This window comes from Rhizobium sp. 05N49, assembly GCF_056396805.1.
On the sequence record NZ_JBFTME010000014.1, the window covers coordinates 86436 to 110778 of the forward strand.

General features: G+C 63.3%; 23 protein-coding genes. 14 read left to right on the forward strand and 9 right to left on the reverse strand.

The features are described 5' to 3' along the window. Window positions 1-45 precede the first annotated feature (45 nt). The 5 genes from AC1DF8_RS25040 (at window position 46) to AC1DF8_RS25060 (ending at window position 6923) form a co-directional block, all read left to right on the forward strand. Window positions 46-2865: an ATP-binding protein gene (locus tag AC1DF8_RS25040; protein WP_478155448.1), complete on the forward strand. Its 2820-nt coding sequence runs from the start codon at window positions 46-48 to the stop codon at window positions 2863-2865. Between the two features lie 147 nt (window positions 2866-3012). Continuing rightward, window positions 3013-4008: an alpha/beta hydrolase gene (locus AC1DF8_RS25045; protein WP_478155449.1), complete on the forward strand. Its 996-nt coding sequence runs from the start codon at window positions 3013-3015 to the stop codon at window positions 4006-4008. A gap of 167 nt (window positions 4009-4175) precedes the next feature. After that, window positions 4176-5342, forward strand: a complete 1167-nt coding sequence (locus tag AC1DF8_RS25050) for an MFS transporter (RefSeq protein ID WP_478155450.1) — start codon at window positions 4176-4178, stop codon at window positions 5340-5342. An 83-nt stretch (window positions 5343-5425) separates the two neighbouring features. Continuing rightward, window positions 5426-6160 (forward strand): phosphotransferase enzyme family protein, encoded by a 735-nt coding sequence (locus AC1DF8_RS25055; protein ID WP_478155451.1) that lies wholly within the window; start codon window positions 5426-5428, stop codon window positions 6158-6160. A gap of 136 nt (window positions 6161-6296) precedes the next feature. Beyond that, window positions 6297-6923: a LysE family translocator gene (locus AC1DF8_RS25060; RefSeq protein ID WP_478155452.1), complete on the forward strand. Its 627-nt coding sequence runs from the start codon at window positions 6297-6299 to the stop codon at window positions 6921-6923. A gap of 48 nt (window positions 6924-6971) precedes the next feature. On the opposite strand, the gene AC1DF8_RS25065 is transcribed toward AC1DF8_RS25060, so the two are convergent. Continuing rightward, on the reverse strand, window positions 6972-7622 hold the full coding sequence (locus AC1DF8_RS25065) for a pyridoxamine 5'-phosphate oxidase family protein (RefSeq protein ID WP_112972033.1): 651 nt from the start codon (window positions 7620-7622) through the stop codon (window positions 6972-6974). A 260-nt stretch (window positions 7623-7882) separates the two neighbouring features. On the opposite strand from AC1DF8_RS25065, the gene AC1DF8_RS25070 reads away from it, so the two are divergent. Together AC1DF8_RS25070 and AC1DF8_RS25075 are read left to right on the forward strand one after the other, a co-directional pair. After that, entirely contained in the window at window positions 7883-8434 is a 552-nt protein-coding gene (locus AC1DF8_RS25070) for a carboxymuconolactone decarboxylase family protein (RefSeq protein ID WP_478155453.1), read from the forward strand. A 58-nt stretch (window positions 8435-8492) separates the two neighbouring features. Further along, window positions 8493-9335, forward strand: coding sequence for an MmyB family transcriptional regulator (locus tag AC1DF8_RS25075; RefSeq protein WP_478155454.1), 843 nt, complete (start codon window positions 8493-8495; stop codon window positions 9333-9335). Between the two features lie 39 nt (window positions 9336-9374). Here the strand turns inward: AC1DF8_RS25075 and arsK are convergent, their stop codons facing one another. The 5 genes from arsK to AC1DF8_RS25100 all read right to left on the reverse strand — a co-directional run bounded on the left by arsK (window position 9375) and on the right by AC1DF8_RS25100 (window position 12553). Next, entirely contained in the window at window positions 9375-10550 is a 1176-nt protein-coding gene (arsK, locus tag AC1DF8_RS25080) for an arsenite efflux MFS transporter ArsK (RefSeq protein WP_112971915.1), read from the reverse strand. Window positions 10551-10621: 71 nt separating this feature from the next. Continuing rightward, the gene (gene arsC / locus AC1DF8_RS25085) at window positions 10622-11050 is read right to left on the reverse strand and encodes an arsenate reductase (glutaredoxin) (RefSeq protein ID WP_112971914.1); all 429 of its coding nucleotides are present in this window, start codon (window positions 11048-11050) and stop codon (window positions 10622-10624) included. After that, window positions 11047-11751: an MIP/aquaporin family protein gene (locus AC1DF8_RS25090; RefSeq protein WP_113207379.1), complete on the reverse strand. Its 705-nt coding sequence runs from the start codon at window positions 11749-11751 to the stop codon at window positions 11047-11049. Before AC1DF8_RS25090 ends, arsC begins: the two co-directional genes overlap by 4 nt. Next, on the reverse strand, window positions 11748-12191 hold the full coding sequence (gene arsN2, locus AC1DF8_RS25095; protein ID WP_112971912.1) for an arsenic resistance N-acetyltransferase ArsN2: 444 nt from the start codon (window positions 12189-12191) through the stop codon (window positions 11748-11750). The genes AC1DF8_RS25090 and arsN2 overlap by 4 nt, the downstream gene beginning before the upstream one ends. Beyond that, the gene (locus AC1DF8_RS25100) at window positions 12188-12553 is read right to left on the reverse strand and encodes a metalloregulator ArsR/SmtB family transcription factor (RefSeq protein WP_112971911.1); all 366 of its coding nucleotides are present in this window, start codon (window positions 12551-12553) and stop codon (window positions 12188-12190) included. Before AC1DF8_RS25100 ends, arsN2 begins: the two co-directional genes overlap by 4 nt. Window positions 12554-12595: 42 nt before the next feature. Between AC1DF8_RS25100 and AC1DF8_RS25105 the strand changes: the two genes are divergently transcribed. The 3 genes from AC1DF8_RS25105 to AC1DF8_RS25115 all read left to right on the forward strand — a co-directional run bounded on the left by AC1DF8_RS25105 (window position 12596) and on the right by AC1DF8_RS25115 (window position 16483). Then, on the forward strand, window positions 12596-13117 hold the full coding sequence (locus AC1DF8_RS25105) for a DUF6428 family protein (RefSeq protein WP_478155455.1): 522 nt from the start codon (window positions 12596-12598) through the stop codon (window positions 13115-13117). Then, window positions 13114-13308, forward strand: a complete 195-nt coding sequence (locus tag AC1DF8_RS25110) for a hypothetical protein (protein WP_478155456.1) — start codon at window positions 13114-13116, stop codon at window positions 13306-13308. Before AC1DF8_RS25105 ends, AC1DF8_RS25110 begins: the two co-directional genes overlap by 4 nt. 613 nt (window positions 13309-13921) lie before the next feature. Further along, entirely contained in the window at window positions 13922-16483 is a 2562-nt protein-coding gene (locus AC1DF8_RS25115) for an autotransporter family protein (RefSeq protein WP_478155457.1), read from the forward strand. A gap of 19 nt (window positions 16484-16502) precedes the next feature. Here AC1DF8_RS25115 and AC1DF8_RS25120 read toward each other — a convergent pair whose 3' ends face one another. Both AC1DF8_RS25120 and pdxR read right to left on the reverse strand, forming a co-directional pair. Beyond that, window positions 16503-16961 carry an NUDIX hydrolase gene (locus AC1DF8_RS25120; protein WP_478155458.1) on the reverse strand — a complete coding sequence of 153 codons (459 nt, stop codon included), beginning with the start codon at window positions 16959-16961 and terminating at the stop codon, window positions 16503-16505. A 471-nt stretch (window positions 16962-17432) separates the two neighbouring features. Then, a complete protein-coding gene (gene pdxR, locus AC1DF8_RS25125) occupies window positions 17433-18935 on the reverse strand; it encodes a MocR-like pyridoxine biosynthesis transcription factor PdxR (protein WP_478155459.1) in 1503 nt (500 codons plus the stop codon). 166 nt (window positions 18936-19101) lie between these two features. Between pdxR and AC1DF8_RS25130 the strand changes: the two genes are divergently transcribed. Beyond that, entirely contained in the window at window positions 19102-19722 is a 621-nt protein-coding gene (locus AC1DF8_RS25130; protein ID WP_478155460.1) for a C39 family peptidase, read from the forward strand. Window positions 19723-19802: 80 nt separating this feature from the next. Then, a complete protein-coding gene (locus tag AC1DF8_RS25135) occupies window positions 19803-20870 on the forward strand; it encodes a D-alanine--D-alanine ligase family protein (RefSeq protein WP_478155461.1) in 1068 nt (355 codons plus the stop codon). 50 nt (window positions 20871-20920) lie between these two features. Here AC1DF8_RS25135 and AC1DF8_RS25140 read toward each other — a convergent pair whose 3' ends face one another. Next, window positions 20921-21634: a DJ-1/PfpI family protein gene (locus AC1DF8_RS25140; protein WP_183846295.1), complete on the reverse strand. Its 714-nt coding sequence runs from the start codon at window positions 21632-21634 to the stop codon at window positions 20921-20923. A gap of 229 nt (window positions 21635-21863) precedes the next feature. On the opposite strand from AC1DF8_RS25140, the gene AC1DF8_RS25145 reads away from it, so the two are divergent. Continuing rightward, window positions 21864-23270, forward strand: coding sequence for a DUF1254 domain-containing protein (locus AC1DF8_RS25145; protein ID WP_478155462.1), 1407 nt, complete (start codon window positions 21864-21866; stop codon window positions 23268-23270). Between the two features lie 13 nt (window positions 23271-23283). Further along, window positions 23284-24315 carry a DUF1214 domain-containing protein gene (locus AC1DF8_RS25150; protein ID WP_478155463.1) on the forward strand — a complete coding sequence of 344 codons (1032 nt, stop codon included), beginning with the start codon at window positions 23284-23286 and terminating at the stop codon, window positions 24313-24315. The last annotated feature ends 28 nt before the right edge of the window (window positions 24316-24343 follow it).

Sequence of the window (24343 nt, forward strand, 5' to 3'; positions counted from 1 at the left end):
CGTTTGCATTCCTGCGCGCGGATCAGAGCAGGCAGCGTTAGATTGATGGCCAAGCAGTCGGAAAAGATCGGGGCGCCGCGGCGCAGACAAGGCAAGGGCGCGCCCACCCGGGCTGCACGCGTCTCCGGCCCCGAATTCCTGCAGGGCCGGGATCGCGACATTACCCTGATCGACAGGATGATCGCGCGGATCGACCAGGGCGGATCGACGCTGGTGATCAGCGGCGAGCCAGGGATCGGAAAATCCGCCCTTCTCGAGCAGGCCAGGCACCAGGCCCGCGAGCGCGATCTGACGGTCCTGAGCATGACCGGCGTTCTGGCCGAGGTTCATCTGCCCTTCGCAGCGCTCGAACAGGCGCTCCGCCCGCTGATGAAGGAGGCCGCCAACCTGGTCCCCCGTCAGCGATCTGCCCTGTTCTCCGCTTTCGGCATGCATGATGACACGGGCCCACCCGACATCTTTCTCGTGGCGCTCGCGGCACTGTCCCTGCTGACGGAAAGTGCGGCGCGAAGCCCCATCCTGCTCATTGCCGATGACGCCCAGTGGCTGGACGAGGCGACCTATGAGGTGCTGGCCTTCATCTCCCGCCGGCTGAGTTCGGATCCTATCGTTCTGTTCGTGGCCATGCGCGACGGCTTCGACCGCCTGTTCGACGATCCCTCCCACCTGCGGCTTCGGCTTTCGGGGCTCGGCGAAGCCGACGCCGAACACCTGCTGGACGCCCATGCGCCTGATCTTTCGGCCGATCTGCGCAGCCGCTTCCTCCAGGAGGCCGCGGGCAATCCCCTCGCCCTCCTGGAACTGCCGCGCGACAGGCGAGCGGCTGATATCAGGGATACGACATGGCTTCCGCTGACGGAACGCCTGGAACGCGCCTTCTCGTCCCGTCTTGCAGATCTTCCCGCAGCAACCCGGATGCTGCTGTTCGTGGCGGCGGAAAACGACGGGACATTGCTCCACGAAATCCTGCGCGCCGGCAAAGCCGTATTGGGCGCAGAAGTGGACGTCAGTGCCTTGACGCCTGCCATTGCCGCCAGGCTGATCGACCTTGACGAAACGGAGGTGCGGTTCCGGCATCCGCTGGTACGCTCGGCAATGCATCAGGCGGCAGATCTGGCGACGCGGCACAGGATCCATGCAGCGCTTGCCGCGATCGTTCATCAGGAGCTGGACCGGCATTTATGGCATCGAGCGGCGGCGACGATCGGACCGGATGAAGAACTGGCGGGCGAATATGATACGATGGCCGGCCGCGCCTTGCGCAAAGGTGCCGTCGCCATGGCAATCGAGGTTCTCGAAAGGGCGGCGGCGCTGAGCGGCACGCCGAAAGCCAGGAGCGACCGTTTCCTGCGCGCCGCCGAGCTTGCCGCCGATCTCGGCCAGCCGGACCTGCTGGAGCGTCTGCTGCGCCAGGCCAATGTCAGCGAGGCTGATCCTGTCGCATCGGCACGGATCGGCTGGTGCCGCGAGATGGGCCAGCCTCCGATGGTCAACGACCCCACGAAGATCCCCAGTCTGGTTGGCCTCGCCGCCGAGGCCCATGCTGCCGGCGCCACGGATCTGGCAAGCAACCTGCTCTGGCGCGCTGCCCAGCGCTGCTGGTGGAGCAATGCGCAGGCGGATCTTCGCAAAAACATCCTGATGGCCGCAAACAGGCTCGACTTGCCCGACACCGATCCACGCCTGATCGCCATATCCGCTTACGTCGAGCCGCTTCACCTCGGCGGCGAGATATCGGGCAGGCTCAAGCAGCTTGCAAGCACGAGCAGCGGCAATCCGGTCGCGGCGCGCATTCTCGGCAGTACGGCCAATGTCATCGGCGCCTTCGACCTCGGCGTCGGTTTGCTGACCTATTCGGCTGCCGCCTTGCGCGATCAGGGACGGCTCAGCGATCTCGCGCGTGTGCTCTTTGCTCAGGCCTGGGCAGAAATGGAAGTCGGCGACTGGACGGGCGCGATGCGGGAGGCCGAAGAATCCGTTCGCTTCGCCGAAGAAACGGGAGGCACGCTCTGGATTGCCGCGGCCACGATCGTCAAGGCAAGGCTTGCGGGCATGATGGGCAATCTGGACCAGTCGCAAGCCTTTGCGGCCCAGGCCGAACGCCTGGTCGTCTCGGTCGGCGCGAGCTTCCTGCTGGCAATGCTGCAGATCGCGCGCGGGACGGCCGCCATCGGCGCGGGCCGGCATTGGGAGGCCTATGAGCATCTGCGGCGTCTTTTCATCCCTGCCGATCCGGCCTTCAACTCCGGTCTGCAATTCTTCGGTCTCGCTGATTTCGTCGAGGCCGCAGTCTTCTCCGGGCATGCGGAAACGGCCGAGGAGGTAATCGAGCAGATGCAGCGTGTCGCCGGTCCGTCGCCAGTGCCCTGGGTCGAAACAATGCTGTCCTACGGCAGGGCGCTGCTCGCAACACCCGAGGAGGCCGAGCGGTTCTATCTGCAGGGTCTCGGGCCGGGCGCAGGCAAATGGCCTTTCCTGAGAGGACGTCTTCTGCTGGCCTATGGCATATGGCTGCGACGCCAGCGCCGGTCCGCCGATGCGAGAGCGCCTTTGCGCGAGGCCCGCGACATCTTCGATGCGCTGAGCGCCCTGCCCTGGAGCGAGCGTGCGCGCGAGGAACTGCGCGCTTCGGGAGAAGCGAGCCGCAAGCGGACCGAATATGTCTGGGAAATGCTGACCCCACAGGAGCTGCACATTGCCCAGCTTGCCGCCGAGGGTCTGTCGAACAAGGAAATCGGCGCGAGGCTCTATCTGTCGCATCGCACGGTCGGCTACCACCTTCATCGCATCTTTGCGAAGACCGGCGTCACGTCGCGCTCGGCGCTGCGTCCCATTCTGACCGACGCCATCACGCCTGAAAGCTGACCACCGACCTGTCACCGGACTGGTCATTTGACAGAAGCGAAAGCTCCTGGCCGGGGGCTACCAATGCGGCTGCGTGCAACCTTCCCGGAGAGAAAGACCGTGAAACTCTTGCCCCTACTCGCAACCCTCAGCCTTGGAGTAAATCTCATGATTCAGCCCGCTCAAGCGGCGCCGGACGCTGCCACCGACCCGCGGATCGACCCCCAGGTCCGCGCCTTCCTTGCCGAGATCAACAAGGATCCAAGCCCGTTCTGGGAACTGCCGCAGCCCAAGCCCCAGGAAATCCTGACCGGGCTTCAGAACATGACGCCGGTCGACATGTCGGGCGTGACCACGACCGAGCAGACCATCACCCAGGATGGTCAGAGCGTGAAGATCTACATCATGAAGCCCGAGCACATCACCGGCAAACCCGGCGTGCTGCTCTTCATTCACGGCGGCGTCTGGATCGTCGGCAATTATGAAAATCATCAGCGCCTGCTGCGCGATCTCGTGGTCGGCTCCGGCCAGGTCGGCGTCTTCGTCGAATATACGTCCCTGCCGGAAGCACGGTTCCCCACGCAGCTCGATCAATCCTATGCCGCGCTGAAATGGGTCGCGGCCCATGCCGATGAATTCGGGGCCGATGGCAGCCGCATCGCGGTCGCCGGCAATTCTGTCGGCGGCAACATGGCCGCCGCCCTGTCGATCATGGCCAAGGACCGCAACGGCCCGAAGATCAGCTTGCAGGTTCTGATGATCCCGGCGACCGATGCCAGCGTCGACACCGGCTCCTATCACGAATATGGGGAACAGCGTTTCCTGGCGCGCGCCTTCATGAAATACGGATGGGATCTCTACGCGCCCGACGCCAAGACCCGCGACAACCCCTATGTATCGCCGCTGCGCGCCAGCATCGATCAGCTGAAGGACCTGCCGCCGGCACTCGTCATCACTGCCGAGAACGATCCGCTGCGCGACGAGGGCGAGGCCTATGCCCGCAAACTGAAGGAAGCCGGCGTGACCGTGGCTGCGGCACGCTACAACGGCACGATCCATGACTTCGTCCTGTTGAACGCGATCCGCGACGTGCCTTCCACGCAAGCCGCGATCGAACAGATCAGCGACAATCTGCGTCGCTATCTCGAACCTGCAACGCATTGATCGATGCGGCGACGCGGCGGCCATCAGTGCGCCGCGTCGCCGGCTTCCATCGATCCTGTCCGCACCTGTGCCGCGTGCTGAAGCAGCTCAAAAGATCAAATGATTGAATGGCACACATCGACTGGAGACGATTGGTCGCAGGATCGGGCTCTGATACCAGAGAGCGGATGACCGCACGCCCGAAGACCTCATTCCTGTTCACCCTGATCGCCAGCGGAACCGTGCTCGGTATCGCCGGCACCGATCTGGTGCTTCCGGCCGTCCCGAGCCTGCCGGGGCAGCTCGGCGGAAGCATCGAGATTGCCCAGCTCGTGCTGGCCGCCTATGCATTCGGCACGCTGGTGGGGCTCATCGCTTTCGGCGAGCTCGGCGCACGCTTCGATCCGCGCAAGCTGCTGATCTGGTCGCTTGCGCTTTTCGGCATTGCGTCGCTGGCGGCCGCGGAATCTCCCTCGATCGAATGGCTGATTGCCCTGCGTTTTGCCCAGGGGGCCTTCGGCTCCGGCCCTGCCGTCTTTGCGCCCGGTTTCATTCATGGCCTCTATCGGCATGACAAGGCCGCCGCCGCCATGGGGCGGCTCGGCTCGGTCGAGTCCCTGGCGCCGGCGCTGGCCCCGATTGCGGGCGCCTGGCTGTTGGAGTTCGGAGGCTGGGAGATTTCCTTCGTGCTTCTGGCGGCATCCGCGGCCCTGATAGCGGCAGCCGTCTTCTGGCAGCGCGCCGCCTTCCCGCACCCGCAGCAGATGGAAGAGCATCACAGCTACCTCGCCATATTGAAGAATGGCGAATTCCTGCTCTACGCCGCCAGCCAGGCCCTGTCCCTCGGCGCGCTCCTGGTTTTCGTCTTCGGCCTGCCGGCTGTGCTGACCGGCCCGCTCGACAGGGGAATCGGGGATTTCGTCATCCTGCAGGTCTGCGGCATAACCATGTTCATCCTGGCCGCCAATTCCTCCGCCTGGCTCGGCGTGAAATTCGGAACGCTGAGAACGATCCGCATCGGCACGGCGATCATGCCCTGCGCCTTTCTCGCCATCTTCGCCTATGCTCTGACCGGCGCGTCCAGCCTTTTCGTTCTGGTGCCGCTTTGGGCCGCCTTGAATTTCGGCTTCGGCATCCGCGGGCCGATCGGCTTTCATCGGGCAATATCGGCAGCCCGCGGCGATCATTCGCGCGCAGCCGCAATCGTCATCGCCGCGATCCTCGGCATAGCGGCGCTCGGAACGACTGCCGTCGCGCCCTACATTTCCGTCGGCCTCTGGCCGCTGGCGATGGCCGGTGCGGCAATCTCGATGCTTGCGCTGCTTTCGCTGATCCCGCTCAAGACCCACGATTGAAGGCCGCTTGCGAGTACATCGTGACGTCGTAAATTTTCGCCATGTCTCAGGTCATTCAATCATGACCGCCAGGAACAGCGCCAATGGGATGGGAAGTGCTCGGGAAATGGGGGGAAGACGCCGTTCGCATCGAACCGCTTGCGGGTGGAGTTGCCAATGACGTGTGGAGTGTCCGCATCCGCGGTCAGGTCGCGGTCGGCCGTCTCGGCTCCAGGAGTGACGCCGATCTCGCATGGGAAACCGCGCTGCTCCAACATCTCGACCGGGAAGGCATGGCCGTCCCGGTGCCGATCCCGACGAGTGACGGCCGGCTCTTCGCCGATGGTCTGGTGGTGATGAAATACATGGAAGGCGGACCTCCGGAGACGCAGTCCGACTGGCGTCGCGTCGCCGACACGCTCCGCGAGCTGCACCGGTTGACGCAGGGCTGGCCGCAGCGCCCGGGCTGGCGGTCGTCGACCGATCTCCTGCATGCCGAAAGCGGAACGAGGATCAACCTCTCCGCAATGCCGCCCGAGGCCGTTATCCGATGCCGGGCCGCATGGGCGCGCCTGGCCGGACGCCGGACTTGCGTCGTCCACGGCAACCCGAACAACCCTGGCAACATCCGCATGACCGGCGATCGGGTCGCCTTGATCGATTGGGACGAGTCGCATGTCGACGTGCCCGAACTGGACCTGGTACTGCCCGGCAATGCTGCCGGTCTCGACGACGGCGCGCATGACATTGCCGCGCAGGCATCAGCCGCATGGGAGGCCGCCGTCTGCTGGCGGGACGAGTACGCAGTCAGGCGGCTTGCCGAGGTTCGTGCGGTCTGAGCCGTTTCGGCAGATCGACAGGCGGATAGCCCTCACCGGCGCGGACCTGTTCTGGATAACGCTGTGTCCACGCCTGCGCCAATGGTTTCGCCCGCGCTCGCGTGCTATTGGGCGTCAGCCGAGGGAGTTTCCGACATTGCTTTCGCTTGAGACCGTCATCACATTTGCCGCCGCAGCCACTGTTCTATGCTGGGTACCCGGCCCCGATAATCTGTTCGTGCTGATGCAATCGGCGATCTACGGCCGGGGCGTCGGACTGTCGGTGACGGCGGGCCTGTGCGTCGGCCTCATCTTTCACACCGTCGCCGTGTCGCTCGGTGTCGCGGCAATTTTCCAGACCTCGCAACTGGCCTTCGATGCACTGAAGTTCATCGGCGCCGGCTATCTGGTCTACCTCGCCTACAAGGCCTTCCGGGCCGTGCCGGACGAACTCGAAGCCGGGACCGCGAAAGCCAAGCCCATGTGGCAGATGATGGCGCGCGGCGTCGTCATGAATGTCACGAACCCGAAAGTCGCGATCTTCTTCCTGGCATTTCTGCCCCAGTTTACCTCCACCGCCAATGGCAGCATCGTTTTCCAGATGCTCCAGCTTGGCGGCATCTTCATCCTCTGCGCCTTTACCTCTTTCGCCGTCATCTCGCTGCTTGCAGGCTCGATCAGCGCCTGGCTGAAGCGCTCCGACAGAAGTCAGATCATTCTCAATCGCGTTGCCGGCCTCGTCTTCGTCGGGCTCGCCGCAAAGCTCGCGACGGCTCATCGCTAGGCGCTCCCCGGCATTCCTTTCACGTTCGCTACGCCGGACGCTTCCCCGTCAATAGAGCGACGTCCTGTAAGCCTCTTCGAGCGCGTCATCTATCTTGCGCATTTCGCCGTCATCGGCCGGAGCGCCGGACGTCTGGTCCAGGATGATCTTCGAGAGCGAGGGCATCTCGTTGCGATCCTGGAAGTGCTCCGGATCCCACAGATGCGAGCGCCGGAATGCCTTGGCGCAATGCAGGAACACCTCGCCCACCCTGACCAGGATCGCAAGCTTCGGCACGCGTTCGCCGACGCCCATGTCCGCGAGTATATCAGGGTCGGTCACCAGCCTCGCCTCGCCGTTGACGCGAAGCGTGTCGTCAAATCCGGGGATGATGAAGAGCAGACCGACGCTCGGATTGGTGAGAATATTGGCCAGCGTATCCAGCCGATTGTTGCCCGGCCGGTCCGGGATCGCCAGCGTGTGCGGATCGAGGATCTTCACGAAGCCGACCGGGTCGCCACGCGGGCTGACATCGGCCTTGCCATCCCGGTTCTGGGTGCCGATACAGATGAACGGCGATCGCCGGATGAATTCCTGGGCATGTTTGTCGAGCGCACCCATGCATTTCTGCGCCGCCAGTGCATGCGTCGGCTGAAACAGTTTCCGAAGCGCCTCCTCATCCCCCACGACAAACCTTGGATCGACACTGAACTCCGTCATCGCATCTGCCTCCCACAGCATCATCTTGTCGGACGATCGCTCGCCCTTGATATGACGTACGTACCTCAAATATAGGCTATTCGTCAAGGCGCGCTATCCCGCCGGCCGGCCTCGGCGTCGGGACCGGCAAGGTTTGAACGCAGCTTGCCGGCGGCTATTACCTCCCTGTTAATTGCTGCAATACCGGGTTTTGCAGATGTTCGGGTCAGGTGCGGCCATGGGAGCCGTGAGCCTCAACCTGACATCTGAAAGGTCATGCAATGACACATTTTCCGATCCATAGCCTCGAAACGGCGCCCGCGGCATCGCAAACCGCCCTGCGCGGTCTCAAGGATGCCTTCGGCTTCATCCCAAATATCGCGGGCGCCATCTCGACATCGCCCGTTCTCATCAACTGCCTGGCAGCTCTTTTCCAGAATGTGCATGGCGGCAGCTTCACCGAGCCACAGATCCAGGTGCTGCTGCTGACCAACGCCGTCACCAATGCCTGCGAATGGGCTGTCGGATTTCATTCGTTCCTGGCAATCGAGAACGGCATTGCGGCCAGCGATGTCGACGCCATCAGAAACGGCGGATTGCCGGCCGAACCGAAGTCGGCAGCGCTTTCAAACCTCGCCCGCACCTTGATCGAGACCCGCGGAAGATTGACCGAGGCGGACGTGGGCGCGTTTCTTCAGGCCGGCTTCGACGAGAGCAGGCTGCTCGAGGTGATCGCCGTCATCGCCGCTTCTGCCATCACCAACTATACCGGCAGTGTCACCCGCCCTGCCCTGGAGCCGCCCTTTGATGCCTACGCCTGGGTGAAGCCCTGATATAGAATGCGCTCGGCCGCCCCGGCGGCCAGCCTTCCGTCAGGACCGATCGCACGCCATGACCACAGCTTCCAACGCCTCACGGCCCTCCTACCCCACGTCAGCAGGCATGCTGCTGCGCCAGTGGCGGGAAATCCGCGGCAAACCGCAGCTGGAACTCGCTCTCGATACCGGCATCTCGCAAAAGCATGTGAGCTTCGTCGAAACCGGACGAGCGACGCCGAGCCGGCAGATGATCATCGACCTTGCCGACGCTCTGCAGATCCCCTTACGCGAGCGCAATGCCATCTTCCTTGCCGCGGGATACGCGCCGGTTTACCGCGACGACCCGCTCGACGCCGCCTCGATGCAGGGCATCCATCGCGCGGTCAGGCGAATGTTGCGGCAGCACGAGCCGTTTCCGGCAATCGCCATGGATCGCTATTGGAACGTGATCGAGACGAACGTATCGGCCCCTGCCTTCTTCAGCCGGTTCATCGATCTTTCGCGGCACCCCCGGCCGCGCAATCTCCTGCACCTGATGTTCGATCCCGAGGGCATGCGGCCCTTCCTGATGCGCTGGGAGGAAACAGCCGGCAGTCTTCTGTCGCGGGTCAGAAGGGAAGCGATCGGTCATGTCTCCGACGAACGCACGCAGACGCTTATCGCCGAACTGATGGCCTATCCCGATGTCCCGCAGGACCCGCACTCCGGACCTGCCCCGGATGCCCTGCCCATGATCCCGCTCAGGTTCCGGGCCGGACGCCATACGCTCAACCTCTTCTCGATGATATCAACGGTTGGAACCCCGCAGACGGTAACCGCGGAGGAAATACGCATCGAAACGATGTTTCCGGCCGATGACCAGACCGAAAGCGTCTATCCGGACTTCATGAGCGGAAAGGACGCTGCCGGCCAATAGAGCGTCTGATTGCTCCTRCCGCAGCTCGTCGGCTCACGGTCATCGCAACAGCGCGATGGAAGAGAGCGCGATGACGGAAAGGCCGCCAAGCGCGGCGGTAATGCCGAGCGACGTTGCAATGCCCAGGTTCTCCATCGCAAAGGCGAGCACGAAAGGCGCCAGTGCAGACAGGATCAGCCGCGCCGCCATCATCCTGCCCTGCAGCTTGCCATAGCCCTCGCTGCCGAAAAGAGTGAGCGGCAAGGTGCCGGTGACAATGCTGAGCAGCCCGTTGCCCATGCCGAAAATCACGGCGAAAACCATGGCGCCCGGCACGGATGGGGCCGAGAACAGTAGAACCAGCACACCGCTTGGAATGAGCAGCGCCGCGATGACGGCCAGATGGAGCGGCGGCAGGTTCTTGCCGAAGATCATGTTGATCAGCCGGCTGCCGACCTGCGACGGACCGAACAGTGTGCCGACAAGGGCAGCCGTCGCACCCAGACCGAGGCCGGAGAGCAGCGGCACCAGATGCACGAGCACGGCCGAGCCCGAGAGCGACATCAGCGAAAAGCCCGTGACCATGATGGCAAAACCGAGCCGGCGGTGTCGAGGCGGCAAAGATCCCTGCACCGGCGCGGCGGCGCCCGCTGCGGCGACCCGGGTCGTCGTGCCGCGGCCGGAGAGCCACGCGTGGATGGGCAGGCAGATGGCGAGGTTGAGGACGGCAAAGAGCAGATAGACATTCTGCCAGCTGAGATGCGCATGCAGCGCCGTGGTGATCGGCCAGAAGATCGTCGATGCGAAGCCGGCAATCAGCGTCAGGTAGGTAATGCTGCGGGAAGCGGCCTGCGGGCGGATCTGCACGAGCAGCGCAAAGGCTGCGCCATATTGAACGAGATTGGCGGAGACCTCGATGGCGATCAACGCGGCAACATAGGCTGCCCTGTTGGGCGCGAAGGCGCAGGCGGCAAGAGCTGCGGCCGCCGCCAGCGAGCCGATCGCCATCACCCGGCCGGCGCCGATCCTGTCAAACAGCACCCCAAGCCACGGCGCCGTGAGGCCGCCAACCAGAAGCGCGGCCGAAAGCGCGCCGAAGACCCATTCGCTGGACCACGCAAACTGTGCGCCCATGGCCGGGGCAAGAATGCTGAAGCTGTAATAGAGGGTGCCGTAGCCGATGATCTGCGTCACGCCGAGCCCGAGCACGGCAGCAAGCGGAATGCGTTCGCTCATGTGGATTGCGGGCTCATGCATTGCTCCGGTCTTGCCGCCTCATCCTGCCGCTGTCGGCGGCGGCCCGACGATCAGACAATGCGCTTTCCCTCGGCGTCGAGCACCTTCTCGCCATCCTCCTTGGTGAAGGCGCCCTTCTGCGTATCCGGCAGGATATCGAGCACGACTTCCGAAGGCCGGGCAAGGCGTGTTCCGATCGGCGTGACGACGAATGGCCGATTGATCAGGATCGGATCCTTCAGCATGGCGTCGAGCAGTTGCTCATCGGAAAGATCGGGATTGTCGAGGCCAAGCTCGCCATAGGGCGTGCCCTTTTCGCGGATCGCCTCGCGAACGCTCAGGCCGGCATCGGCGATCATCTTCGAGAGCTCGGCGCGGGACGGTGGATTGTGCAGGTATTCGATCACTTCGGGCTCGATCCCGGCATTGCGGATCATTGCCAGCGTGTTGCGCGAGGTGCCGCATTCCGGATTGTGATAGATCGTAACGTCCATGCTCATGGGGCTGTTTCCGTCTTGGTGAGGGTCTGGGAATTGCGGGCTTCCATCAGCAGCCATCCGGCAAATATCAGCGCCAGCAATGCGCCAAGGATTTCGGCGACGATGAAGCCCGGAAGATCGACCGGGCGGATGCCGGAAAACGTATGCGTCAGCGATCGGGCAATCGCCACCGCCGGATTGGCAAAGGACGTGGACGCGGTGAACCAGTAGGCAGCGGCAATATAGAGGCCGACCAGCCAGGCCACGGCATCGGCACGAAAGCGCAGGCCTGAAAGGATGACGAGGACGAGGCCGAAGGTCGCCGTTGCTTCCGAGAGCCATTGTGCCCCGCCCGAGCGCATGGTTTCAGAGGCCTGCAGCAAAGGCATTGCAAACATCGCATGCGCCAGAATGGTGCCGGCAATACCGCCGGCAATTTGCGCAACGATATAGGCCGGCAGCCACGATGCCGGCAGTTCGCGCCGGAGCGCGAAAACCATCGAAACGACCGGGTTGAAATGCGCGCCGGAGATCGGCCCCAGGACGGTGATCAGCACGACCAGCATCGTGCCGGTCGCCAGCGTATTGCCGACAAGCGCAAGCGCCGTATCATCCGTCAGGTTATCGGCCATGATGCCCGAGCCGACGACGGTCGCAAGCAGCAGCATCGTCCCGAGCGCTTCGGCGACCACGCGCCGCGACAATGGAAATACCGCGCTCATGCCGGCAGGCTCCGCATCATCAGGGCCGCCGATGCCGGGCACAGGCTTGCCGCCTGCCGTGTGGCCAGGATTTGCGCCGGCGCTTCAGCGCGCGCGATCGGCCGGAAGCCGAGCGACGCGAAGAAAGGGGCAGCCGTTTCCGTGAGCAGATAGGCAGTGCCCGCGCCTTTGCGGTGGGCTTGATCGAGAAGCGCAAGGGCGATGACGTGGCCGAAACCGAAACCCCGTCGATCGGAGAGAACGACGATGGAGCGCAGGAGAGCGGCCGCGCCATAGAGCTCCAGCCCGCCGAAACCGACCGTCTCGCCGTCCTGCGAAAACCGGTAGAAGCTGCGGCCGGCTTCAGTGAGATCGTCGACCGGAAGCCCGGCGCCCGAAAGCGCGGCGCGAAGACGGTCATCATGGCCCTCAAGGGCGCGTTGTTCCAGCTCGGGCCTCATGCGTTCGGTATCCGCGAGGCGGGACCCGCAGGCGCGCAGCAAGCCGCGACCTCCGCGGCCGGGGCGCAGATTTCCGGGTGACCGGCGCAGCAATCTTCCATCAGGAAGCGTATGAGGCCGCCCAATGCGTCGTAATTGGCCGTGTAGATGATCGACCGCGATTCCCGCTGCTGGGCAATCAGGCCGGCGCGGTCCAGCTCCTTCAGGTGGAAGGAAACGTTTGACGGCGAGACTTCGAGCTTTTCTGCGATCGTGCCAGCCGCCATGCCATCGGGACCGGCAACGACGAGCATGCGCACGATCTGCAGGCGGGTTTCCTGGGAAAGAGCACCAAATGAAGCGAGGGCTTGACGTTTGTCCATACTTCAATAATCCTTGAAATGTTGAAACGAGGAATAACGCAGATGAACGCGATCGACAACAGCAAAATTCGAAACGACGATATCTCTCTCGGCGAATTGATGAGCGCCCTTTCGGGTGCCAGGGATTCGCCCTTGATCTTCTATTACGACGGCCGCCCGGTGAAGCCCGGCTATCACGTCACCGAAGTCAAGGCCGGGCAGTTCTCCGCGCTCGACTGCGGCGCCAATCCGGAAGCCTGGAACGAGATCTTCATTCAGCTCTGGGATATCGAGGAGGACGACCGCACGCATATGCCGGCCGGCAAGTTCCATGCGATCATCCGCAAGGTCACCGAGCACGTGAAGCTCGACGACGCGGCCAGGCTGACCTTCGAAGTCAGCGACGGGCTGCAGCCGATGCAACTCCATTGCGCCTCCCTGCCGACGCTGCGCGCCGGTGCCGTGCATGTCGAGCTTTCACCGCGCGCCGCAAGCTGCAAGCCGCGTGACCGATGGCTCGCCGAACAGGAGAAGGCGGCCGCGTGCTGCGGCTCGGCAACGGCTGCCGGATGCTGCGGCCCATGATCCCGCTCAGGTTCCGGACCGGACGCCATACGCTCAACCTCTTCTCGATGATATCAACGGTCGGAACGCCGCAGACGGTGACCGCCGAGGAAATACGCATCGAAACGATGTTTCCGGCCGATGACCAGACCGAAAGCGTCTATCCGGACTTCATGAGCGGAAAGGACATTGCCGGCCAAGATCGCCCTTGAGGATCGGCAGTGTCCTGACCGTGTACACTGCTGCCACAGCTCGTCGGCTCACGGTCATCGCAACAGCGCGATGGAAGAGAGCGCGATGACGGAACCTGAAAGCACCATCCGGATGCGAGATTGGCTGCGCGCAGCGGAATGCGCCCGGCCGACAGAAAGCCGGCGGAGGGACCTTCCCTTTGCCAGTCACAGCGATGCGTTGAGCAGGATCGCCGGTCACACCAGCTGCATCGCGACACCACGCCCGCAAGGAGTCACCGACTGCACCCTAGATATAAGGGGGCATGACTTTTGATGGCAAACGCCATGCCCGATTGTTTTATTCTCGCTTAAGTAGATGCTTTCAGCCTCACTGAGCGCGGTGCTTTCGCCTCCGCCTCACGTCATCCGCCCGATTGCCGGCGGCAATGGATAAGAATTTAACATATTGATTTATATTCGTTTTGTGAATTGTCCGTAAGTTGCGATCAGCCTACTCTCATTTCCAACCCGCCAGAAATTACTATTTTCCGCATTCAGCAGGTACGGTACGGAAACGTAGAAAAGCAACTAATCCTTGTTGTCGCCTGATTCCATGCGGCGTTTTATTTCCATCAATTTAAAGGGGTCAGACATGCGTGGCAGCGTTGTCGACACGAAGGCTTCCAGGAAAGCAAAACTTTTTGCGGGCGCAAGTCTTGCGACGCTGGCACTCGCCTCCTGTCTGTTCTCCCCGATGTCGGCGGTTGCGGGTAATTACACCGCCAGCAATGCCACCGAATTCGCCAACGCGGTTACAGCCGCCAATGGCGACCCTGATGGCAGCGCGACGATCACGCTGACGGGCAATATCGCAGGAACCATTGCCGCACTGCCCAATGCCACGAAGCCGATCAGCATCAATACCAACGGCTTCACCATGACCGGCCTGCAGATGATAACGTCCAACGGCAATACTCTGACCTTGTCCGGCACTATCGTCGGCAACATTGCTCAACGCGGGTTTTGGTACAACAGCGGCACTCTTGCCTCGACATTGGTCAACAACGGTTCGATCACCGGCGGCGCCGACGGAAGCTCGACCACCAGTTCAGGCGTCGCCTACGCCGGCCCCGGCATCTTCATAAACAACGGAACGGTAAAAGGCGGCTCCAATAGCGGCGCAGGGTCTGGCGGTGAGGGAATTAACGCCCTCCGAGCGCTCGCGGTCACCAATAACGGCTTGATCCAGGGCGGAGACAGCGTCTCCGCCACCGGGGGCACCGGTGTCAATCTGGGCCAGTTGGCCACGGCCGCCAACCCGGCCTCCCTGACCAACAACGGCACGATCCGCGGCGGCAACGGCGGCGCCGGTGGGGGCGTAGGCGTCCGCCTGGGGGTCGGCGCGACCTACTTCGAAAATAACGGCACGATCGTTGGCGGGAACAATGCTGCCGGGATCATCGTCCAGACGCCGAGTGCCCTGATTATCAATAGCGGAACCATTCAAGCCGGCGCCGGCGGCAGCAACGCGATCTCCGTTGTCGCAGGCGCCACGACGCTGGAGCTTCACGCCGGCTCCAACATTATCGGCAACGTCGTTGGCGGCGCGGGTGTCGATACCTTCCGCCTCGGCGGCGCGGGCACCGACAGCTTCGACGTATCGAAGATCGGCGCAGCAGCCCAATACCAGAACTTCGACAGGTTCGAGAAGACCGGCACCGGCACATGGCTTCTGACCGGCAACGGCTCGGCGACAACAGACTGGACCATCTCAGATGGCACGCTGCTGATTGGCGATCACACCACCCCGACCTCCGTTATCGGCGACATCACCAATGCCGGCACGCTCGGAGGTAATTCCATCGGCACTTTGACCATCGCCGGCAACTACACCGGCAATGGCGGCACGCTTGCGATCGAGAGCGTGCTCGGCGGCGATGCCTCGCCGTCCGACCGGCTCGTGGTGACGGGCAATACGGCTGGCACCACCAATGTGCGCGTCACTAATCTCGGCGGCGGTGGGGCGCAGACCGTCGAAGGCATCAAGATCGTCGATGTCGGCGGCACCTCGGCCGGCAGCTTCTCGCTGCTCGGCGACTATGTTTTTCAGGGCGATCAGGCCGTTGTCGGCGGTGCATACGCCTATCGGCTCTATCAGAACGGTATCGCGACCCCTGCCGACGGCGACTGGTACCTTCGCTCGGCACTCATTGATCCCTCGGGAGTGGCAATCGGCCCCCAGTACCAGCCCGGCGTTCCGCTTTACGAGGCCTATCCCCAGCTGCTGCTCGCCCTGAACGGGCTTTCCACGCTGCAGCAGCGCATCGGCGACCGCTACTGGACGGACGACAACAAGGCGGCATCGGCCAAAGGGCCTGACAATGTCTGGCTGCGCGCCGAGGGCATGCATGCGAGCATCGAGCCCGACAGCAGCACCACCGTCGACAGATACGACTACGATCTGTTCAAGCTGGAGGGTGGCCTGGATGGCGAGCTCTATCAGGATGAGAGCGGCCGGCTGATCGGCGGCCTCACCGTCCACTACGGCACGATATCAGGCGATATCGACTCCCTCTACGGTAATGGTGATATCGACACGACAGGCTTCGGGCTTGGCGCGACGCTGACCTGGTATGGCGACAACGGCTTTTATGTCGACGCCCAGAGCCAGGCCACCTGGTATGATACCGACCTCAAATCCGATCTCGTCAACGGCGCCATGGAGAGCGGCAGCAATGGCTTCGGCTATGCGCTGAGCCTTGAGACCGGACGGCGCTTTGCGGCCTCAGGGCCGTGGTCGGTCACGCCGCAGGCCCAACTCATCTATTCCTCCGTCGACTTCGACACGTTCAATGATCGCTTTGGCGCGCGGGTATCGCTTGATGACGGCGACAGCCTGATCGGTCGGCTGGGCGTGGCGCTCGATCACGAGGAGACAATGCAGCGCACCGATGGCCAAACGGCACTGGCGAAGGTCTATGGCATCGCCAATCTCTACGGCGAGTTCCTGGATGGCACTGCCGTCGATGTCTCCGGCACCGGCTTTGAAAGCAGGAACGACCCTGTCTGGGCCGGCCTGACGCTTGGCGGCTCCTACACCTGGAACGACGAGCGCTACTCGCTCTATGGCGAAGTCGCCGCAAAATCCTCGCTGAAGGATTTCGGCGACAGTTACGCTTTCAGCGGCACCGCGGGCCTGCGCGTGAAGTGGTAGATGCGGCAAAAGCGTTTGCTCATTCGGCCAGCAGAGTGGACGTCAGTAGCGCTTTCAGGCCTTTTGGATAGAGGCCTGGCGAGCCGTCGAGATCGAGCGTTTTAGGGTCATACCATCGAGCGACCCCGAACGTTCCATCGCTCTCCTGGAAGGTGATCACATCCTGACCCTGATAATCATTCGAGACGAAGCCGATCTTGAAGATGAACATGATCTCGTGGCCGCTCTCGCCTTCGAAGACATATATGTTTTCCATGACAAGCGGCCCTGAGAAAACCTCGACCTCGACGCCGAGCTCTTCCCTGAATTCGCGCCTCAAAGCCGCTTCCGAGCCCTCGCAGAATTCAACACTGCCGCCGAGCGGACGCACGCCGGCAACCCGCCCCTTCTTGTCATAGACCTCGGCCGCCAGAAGACAGCCGTTGCGCCAATGGAGACCAAGAGCTTTCAGATTGATTTTCGTACGGGGGGAACTCATGGGATTCTTGCACGCAAGAGGAACATGGCGCGCAAACTAGAAGAGCAGATCGATGGCCGCAATGGGCAGTTGCAATTCTGATGTGAACGATCCCACGCGGAAAGAGCCGATAGCGTTTATCGCAGTGCTGCAGGCGAAGAACGCGCCGCCTCCCTGGACGGGGTATTGGCGGCTGCCTGCACCGCTCCTCCACCAACTCAGAAAACGAACAAGGAAGTGCGCACGCGGCCCCCTCATCCGCCCTTCGGGCACCTTCTCCCCGATGGGGCGAAGGGGTGTCGTTGCAAAGCCTCTCGCTCGTCTCTAAGCATCTCTCGTTGCAAGCCGCGCCGCGTGCTCCCCCTTCTACCCAGCGGGGAGAAGGTGCCCGAAGGGCGGATGAGGGGGCCGCGAACGCACTCCCTTGCTCGTTATCCGACCTGGTAAGGTGATGGGGCCACGACCCTAATAGACGGCCGGTTCTGCGGCCCCTCACCGTCCCGCCAAAAACGTCCCACCCTCGAAAACCTCCGCAAGCACCCGCGTCCCCCTATCCGCCTCCTGTTCCGAAAGCCCCGAGAACCCGAGCAGCAGCCGCGACCGATCCGTAGAGACCACATTCATGCGCGACAGCGGCATCACCACCACGCCCCTTTTCAGCGCCGCAGCAGAGACGGCGGTGTCATCATCCCAGCCGCCCCTGCTCCTCACCGTCAGATTGATCCCCTGATCCGGCAGCAGCACGCTCACATGCTCCGCCAACCGCTCCCGCAGAAACCCCGCCAGCATGTCGCGCGAGGCCCGCAGCCGCTCCCTGAGCCGCCGCAGATGCGCCGGGAAATAGCCCTCCTCCAGGAAATCGGCGATCACCCGCTGCTGGAAGCTTGGCGGGCAGCGGTCGACGGCGGGGCGCACGGCGCGGAAGGCGGGCACGAGGTCGGCGGGGACGACCAGATAGCCGATGCGCAGGCTCGGCAGCAGCGCCTTGCTGAACGTGCCGGTATAGAGAACGCGGCTCGTCTTATCGAGGCCGTGCAGCGAGGCGATCGGGTGGCCCTGATAGCGGAATTCGCTGTCGTAATCGTCCTCGATGATCCAGCAGTCGTTCTCCTCCGCGTAAGCGAGAAGCCCGAGCCGGCGCGAGAGCGACAGCACCGAACCGACCGGATACTGGTTGGAAGGCGTGACGTAAAAGGCGGCGGGAGGCGCGATTGTGCCGTCGAGCAGCCGGGCAATATCGATCCCGTCACCGTCGACCGGCAGGCCGGTGACTTCGATGCCGTTCAAAGCCAGGCATTGCCGGGCCGGCGGATAACAGGGGTCTTCGACGACGGCCCGGTCACCCGGCGTCATCAGCACGCGAAAGGCAAGGTCGAGCGCCTGCTGCGTACCCGCCGTGATGAAGATCTGCTCCGGGCTGCAGCGCACCCCGCGCGAGACGGCGAGATGGGCGCTGATCGCCGCCCGCAGCGAATATTCGCCCTGGATATCGCCATAGCCTTCGAAGGCATAATTCATATGCCGTGTCGCGATGCGGTTCAAAAGCCGCGCCGTGCGCTCGTCATGGGCGATGCGGCCGGTGACGAAGGGCAGCGCCTTCTGCGGCTCCAGGCTCGGCCCCCGCGTCAGGATTGCCGTGGCGGCGGCCGACACGCCGCGGCGGATCGGCTGGCTGCTGCCTGCGCCCGGCGGTTCGATGCGCGCTGCCCCCTCGGGGATGGACGAGGCGATATAGGTGCCGGAGCCGTGGCGGGCGACCGCAAAACCCTCGGCAATCAGGATCTCGTAGGCTTCCGCGATCACGCCGCGCGAGACCGCCCATTCCGTAGCGGCAAGCCGCGTCGATGGCAGCCGCTGCCCGCCTGACAGCCGCCCTTCCGCGACGGCATTCCGTAACGCAAGGTAGAGCTGGCGCGGCAAGGGCGCCGATGACGAGGGATCGATGTCAGGCCGGAATGCTGCCGATGGCCCCTCGCGTCTTCTCACAGCAGTCATCGGCTCTCCTGCAGCCATGCCCTTGTTCCCGTGGTTCATCTCGCCTGACGCGATCCAAGTGGCCCACAGGAACACGACAAAGTGGCTCTGTCAAACACATCGGAATTGCATCTAGTATGAGCCACTTTCTAACGGGATTCGCATTGCAGTGCCTGACGGAGACGACATGGATCATCGAGAACTCGACGTGCCCTATTTCAGCCAGTGGGAAACGCCCGAGATGACACTGCCGGTGCTGGCCGAAGGTGCCGTTGCGCTGCACCGCGATGCCAACTGGAAAAACTCGGGCGCAGAAACGATCGAGGAATATGCGCGCTGGGCGGTCAACGTCTGCGGCATGGCCTGCCTGAAAATGATCCTGGCTGCCCGCGGCGAGGCGCATCCGATCCTCTCGCTCGCCAGGGCCTGCACCCGCCATGGCGGCTATGTCGTCAACGAGGCCGATGCCTCGATCAAGGGGCTGATCTATGCGCCCTTCGTCACCTTCGTGCGCGAGCGCTTCGGGCTTGTCGCCGAGGTGCTCACCGAGCTCCCGACGCAAACCATCCCCGAAATCCTCGCGACCCATCGCTTCTTCATCGCCTCGGTCAGCAGCTCCATCCGCTGGCCGGAGCGCGAGCCGCCGGGCAAGGGCGGCCACCTGGTGCTGGTAACGGCCGCCGATGAAGACAGCGTGCGCTTCCACAACCCTTCCGGCCATGAGCGCGCCACCCAGGCCAATGTCACCCTGCCGCTTGCAACCTTCGACCGCTTCTTCGCCAACCGAGGCATCGCGGTCAGCTTCTAGAGGCTTTGTTTTCGCGCAATTCCGGACGCAGAACCGCTGCACACTCTTGCCGGAATTGCTTACTTTTCAGGAGAATTCCAATGAGCCCTTCCCCATCCAGGCTGCGCATCGCCGTGCTCTTCGGCGGCCGTTCCAGCGAGCACGACGTCTCCGTCATGTCGGCCACCAATGTCATGCGTGCGCTCGACCCGGAAAGATACGACGCCCTGCCCGTCTTCGTCACCAGGGATGGACGCTGGCTGCAAAGCCGCTTTGCCGATGGCGAACTCGCCAAGCCCTCCTCCGGCACCGAACTCTGCCTCCTGCCGGGCGGCCACGGCCGCCTGCTGGCGATCGGTCCCGACGGAAAGGCGACCGAAGCCGGCAAGATCGACATCGTCTTTCCGGTGCTGCACGGCCTGCATGGAGAGGATGGCGCGGTCCAGGGCCTCTGCCAGGTGGCGCGCGTACCGCTCGCCGGCTGCGGCATCCTCGGCTCGGCAACGGCACTCGACAAGGATATCGCCAAGCAGCTCCTGAAGGCGGCAGGCCTGCCGGTGGCCCGCTCCGTGACGCTCGATCAGGACAGCCCGCCGGCGCTCGAAACCCTCGAAGCCGCGCTCGGCCTGCCGGTCTTCATCAAGCCGGCCCGCCAGGGCTCCTCGGTCGGCGTGCGAAAAGTCTCCGGCAGCCAGGAATTCGCCCCTGCCCTTGCTGATGCCTTCAGCCATGACCGCAAGCTCATCGCCGAGGAATTCATCGCCGGCCGCGAGATCGAATGCAGCGTGCTGGAGGATACGAAAGGCGGCCTCTTCGTCTCCCGCCCCGGCGAGATCGCGCCCGCCGAAAGCCACGGCTTCTACAGCTACACCGCCAAATATCTCGACGAGAATGGCGCTGCCCTGAAAGTGCCGGCCGAGCTTCCCGCCGATGTCGAAGCGAAGATCCGCGACATGGCCGCCCGCGCCTTCCGCGCACTCGGCTGCGACGGCATGGCCCGCGTCGATTTCTTCCTGATGGAAGACATGCGCTTCGTCGTCAACGAGGTGAACACCATTCCGGGCTTCACCGATATCAGCATGTATTCCAAGGCGATGGCCGCAAGCGGCGTGGCCTATGCCGAGGTCATCGACAAGCTGGTGGAGCATGGGCTGGCCAGAGGGGCATAAAAGACTGCGTGCCCCTTCTCTCGCCGGGAAGAAGGGGCGGTAGCCCCCACTCACCGCAAAGCCAGCGCCTCCAGCGCCGCCCGCATCCCGCCATGCGCGGCACCATTACGCTGCAGCATCAGCGCCTTCGCGGCCTCGCTCGCCTTGTCGGGATGGCCGCCATCGAAGGGTGGTGCGGGATCATATTCGATACCGAGCTGGATTGCCCGGGCGACATCGCCGCCGGCAAGTTCGGCGATGATCGTGAAGGCGAAATCGATGCCGGCCGTGACCCCGCCCGAGGTGATGATATTGCCATCGCGCACGGTGCGCGCCTTCTCATATGTCGCGCCGACAAGCGGCAGCAGATCCGTATAGGCCCAATGCGTCGTCGCCCGCCGCCCCCTGAGCAGGCCGGCGGCGCCAAGCAGGAAGGCCCCGACGCAAACGGATGTCGCATATTGCGCCTGCCGCCCCTGATGGCCGATGAAATCCACCGTCTCGGCATCGTCAAGCGCATCGACGACACCGGCGCCGCCCGGAATGCAGATCAGGTCGAGCGCCGGGCAGGTCTCGAAACTCTGCCCCGGAAGGAAGCTCAAACCCCGATCGCTCGCCACCGGCTCCAGGTTCTTGGCGATCACATGCGTCTTGACGTGAGGGAAGCGCGATGGAGCCGTCAGCGACGGCGGTGTTGAAAGCCGGCTGAGCACCTCGAACGGCCCGGTGAAATCGAGCTGGGTGATGCCGGGAAAGATCACGAAACCAATGTTGAAATCAGCCATGCCACTCCCCCCGAAATGATGCATGCGATTGCCTGGGCGATCATCGCATTTGCCGGCGGTGGCTGCAATGGCGAGCTGTTGCGGCCGGCCCTGCGCGATCCGCTTGTCGAGCATGCGTGGCCCGCACGCTTACGCCCCGATTTACATCCGCATTTACCGTTGCGTACTTCCGCCGGCAGTTTCAGCCGTGGCACCCTTCGGCCCCGGAGCTCTGGGCTGGAGGTGATGCATGTTGCGCCTGGTGTTTGCATTGACGATCGGCCTGCTGTCGGCGGGTGCGGCTGCCGCGCAGGACCATTCCGCGGCGCAGGAAGTGGAAGAGCGCCTGGCGCGCAGCCGGGCGACGGAAGCGGTGATCTGGGGCATGCCGGCGGTCAATACCCTGCTCATGTACGACCAGATGATCGCGGCCGGCGGCAAGGCCGGCGAGATCATCTACTGGGGCCGGCCGCTCGACTGGCACAATCAGACGCTGACGCCCAATCCCGATACGCTCTATTTCATGGGCTTCTACGATCTCGGCAAGAGCGGCCCTGTCGTGGTGGAGATTCCGCCCGCCGGCGACGACGGCTCGCTCAACGCCAATTTCGTGACCTTGTGGCAGACCTCGCTCGAAGATGCCGGCCTGCTCGGCATCGACAAGGGCGCCGGCGTCAAATTCGTGATCACGCCGCCGGGCTTCGAAGGCAAGCTGCCCAGGGGCCTCCAGCGGCTCGCCGCCGACACCAATACCGGCTATTTCCTGATGCGCTCCAACCTCAGGAGCCATGGCGAGGCAGATGTCGAGAAATCGATCGCCTATGGCAAGCGCGTCAGGTTCTACCCCCTGTCCGAGGCGAAGGCGCCGCCGCAGACGGTCTACCGCGACATCAAGGACGCCGATTTCGATTCCACCATCAAATACGACCCGAGCTTCTTCACGTTGCTTGACCGTGTCGTCCAGAGCGAGCCCTGGCTGCCGCGCGACCGGGCGATGATCGACCAGCTGCGCACGATCGGCATCGAAAGGGGCAAGCCTTACGCGCCCGATGCCGCAGCAAGGAAAGCCCAGGAGGAAGGCATTGCCGATGCCAGGGCCTGGCTCGAGGCGCGTTATGATGCGGGCTTTCCGGCCTTTTTCGAAGGCACGCACTGGACCATGCCGGCCCTGCCCGATGCTGTTCAAGGCCAGTCCACCACTTATGCCGAACCGGACAAATATGCCGTGGATGCACGCGGCATCGGCTACAGCTACGCCTATATCGCCATCAAGCGGCTTGGCGTCGGCCAGTTCTACCTGATCAACATCAAGGACAAGACCGGCAAGAGTTATGACGGTGCCCGCGCCTACAAGCTGCATGTGCCGGCCGATGTGCCGGTAAAGCAATATTGGTCCGTCACCGTCTACGACCGTGAGACGCATGCGCTTCTGAAGGGGGCCGATCGCGCCAGCCGCGCCTCCAATGCCGCCGAGATCAAGAAGAATGCCGACGGATCGGTGGACATCTATTTCGGGCCGAAGGCGCCCGAAGGCATGGAAACGAACTGGGTGCCGACCATTCCCGGCCGCCAGTTCGAGCTGATGTTCCGCCTCTACGGGCCAACGCAGCGCCTGTTCGACAAGGCCTGGACGCTGGCGGATGTCGAACCAATGTGAGGAGAGCAAGGTTATGGCCGCGAAGAAGACAATTCTCACTGCCGCGTCGGTGGCTCTGCTCCTCATGTCGGGCGCAGCATCCGGCGCCGATCCCATCAAGGTCACGCCGGATAATTTCGTGCGCGCCGAGAGCGACATGTACATGGCGGCATCGTCAGGGGAAGCCGGTCTCGGAAAGCTCTTCCACCGCCGCGAACCCTTCGATGTGAAACACCAGACGGTCGTTCGCGGCAACCGGGATACGCTCTATTCCAGCGGTGTCTTCGATCTCGATGCCGGACCGGTGACGATAACAATGCCGGATGCAGGAAAGCGCTTCATGTCGCTGATGGTTGTCAATGAAGACCACTACGTCACCGATGTCTTTCACGGGGCCGGCAGCCACACATTCACAAGAGATGGCGTGGGCACGCGTTACGTCCTGATTGCCGTACGCACCCTGATCGACCCGACCAAATCAGGCGATGCCGACGAGGTACACAGGCTGCAGGATGCCATCAAGCTCGATCAACCAGGCGGGCCTGGTACGCTGGACATGCCCGCATGGGACAAGACGAGCCAGGATACGGTGCGCAACGCGCTGCTGGCGCTCAATACGACAATGGAGAGTTTCAACAAGGCCTTCGGCAAGAAGAGCGAGGTCGATCCCGTTCATCACCTGATCGCAACGGCCGCCGCCTGGGGCGGCAATCCGGACAGCGAAGCGACCTATCTGAGCGTCACGCCCGAGAGGAACGATGGCAAGACCCTCTACAGGCTGCATGTTCCCGGTGACGTGCCCGTGGACGGTTTCTGGTCGATCAGCCGCTACGACGCGGCAGGTTATTTCGTCGAGAACCCGTTCAACGCCTATTCGGTCAACAATATCACCGCCGCCAAGGGCGCGGACGGCTCCGTCGACATCCAGTTCGGGGGCTGCGACGGCAAGCTTGCAAACTGCCTGCCGATCGAGGCCGGCTGGAACTACACGGTCCGCCTTTACCGGCCACACCAAGCCATTCTGGACGGAAGCTGGAAATTCCCGGCTCCGCAGCCGGTGGATTGAACGGGCAGCAATGCCGCCGCCTCGAAAG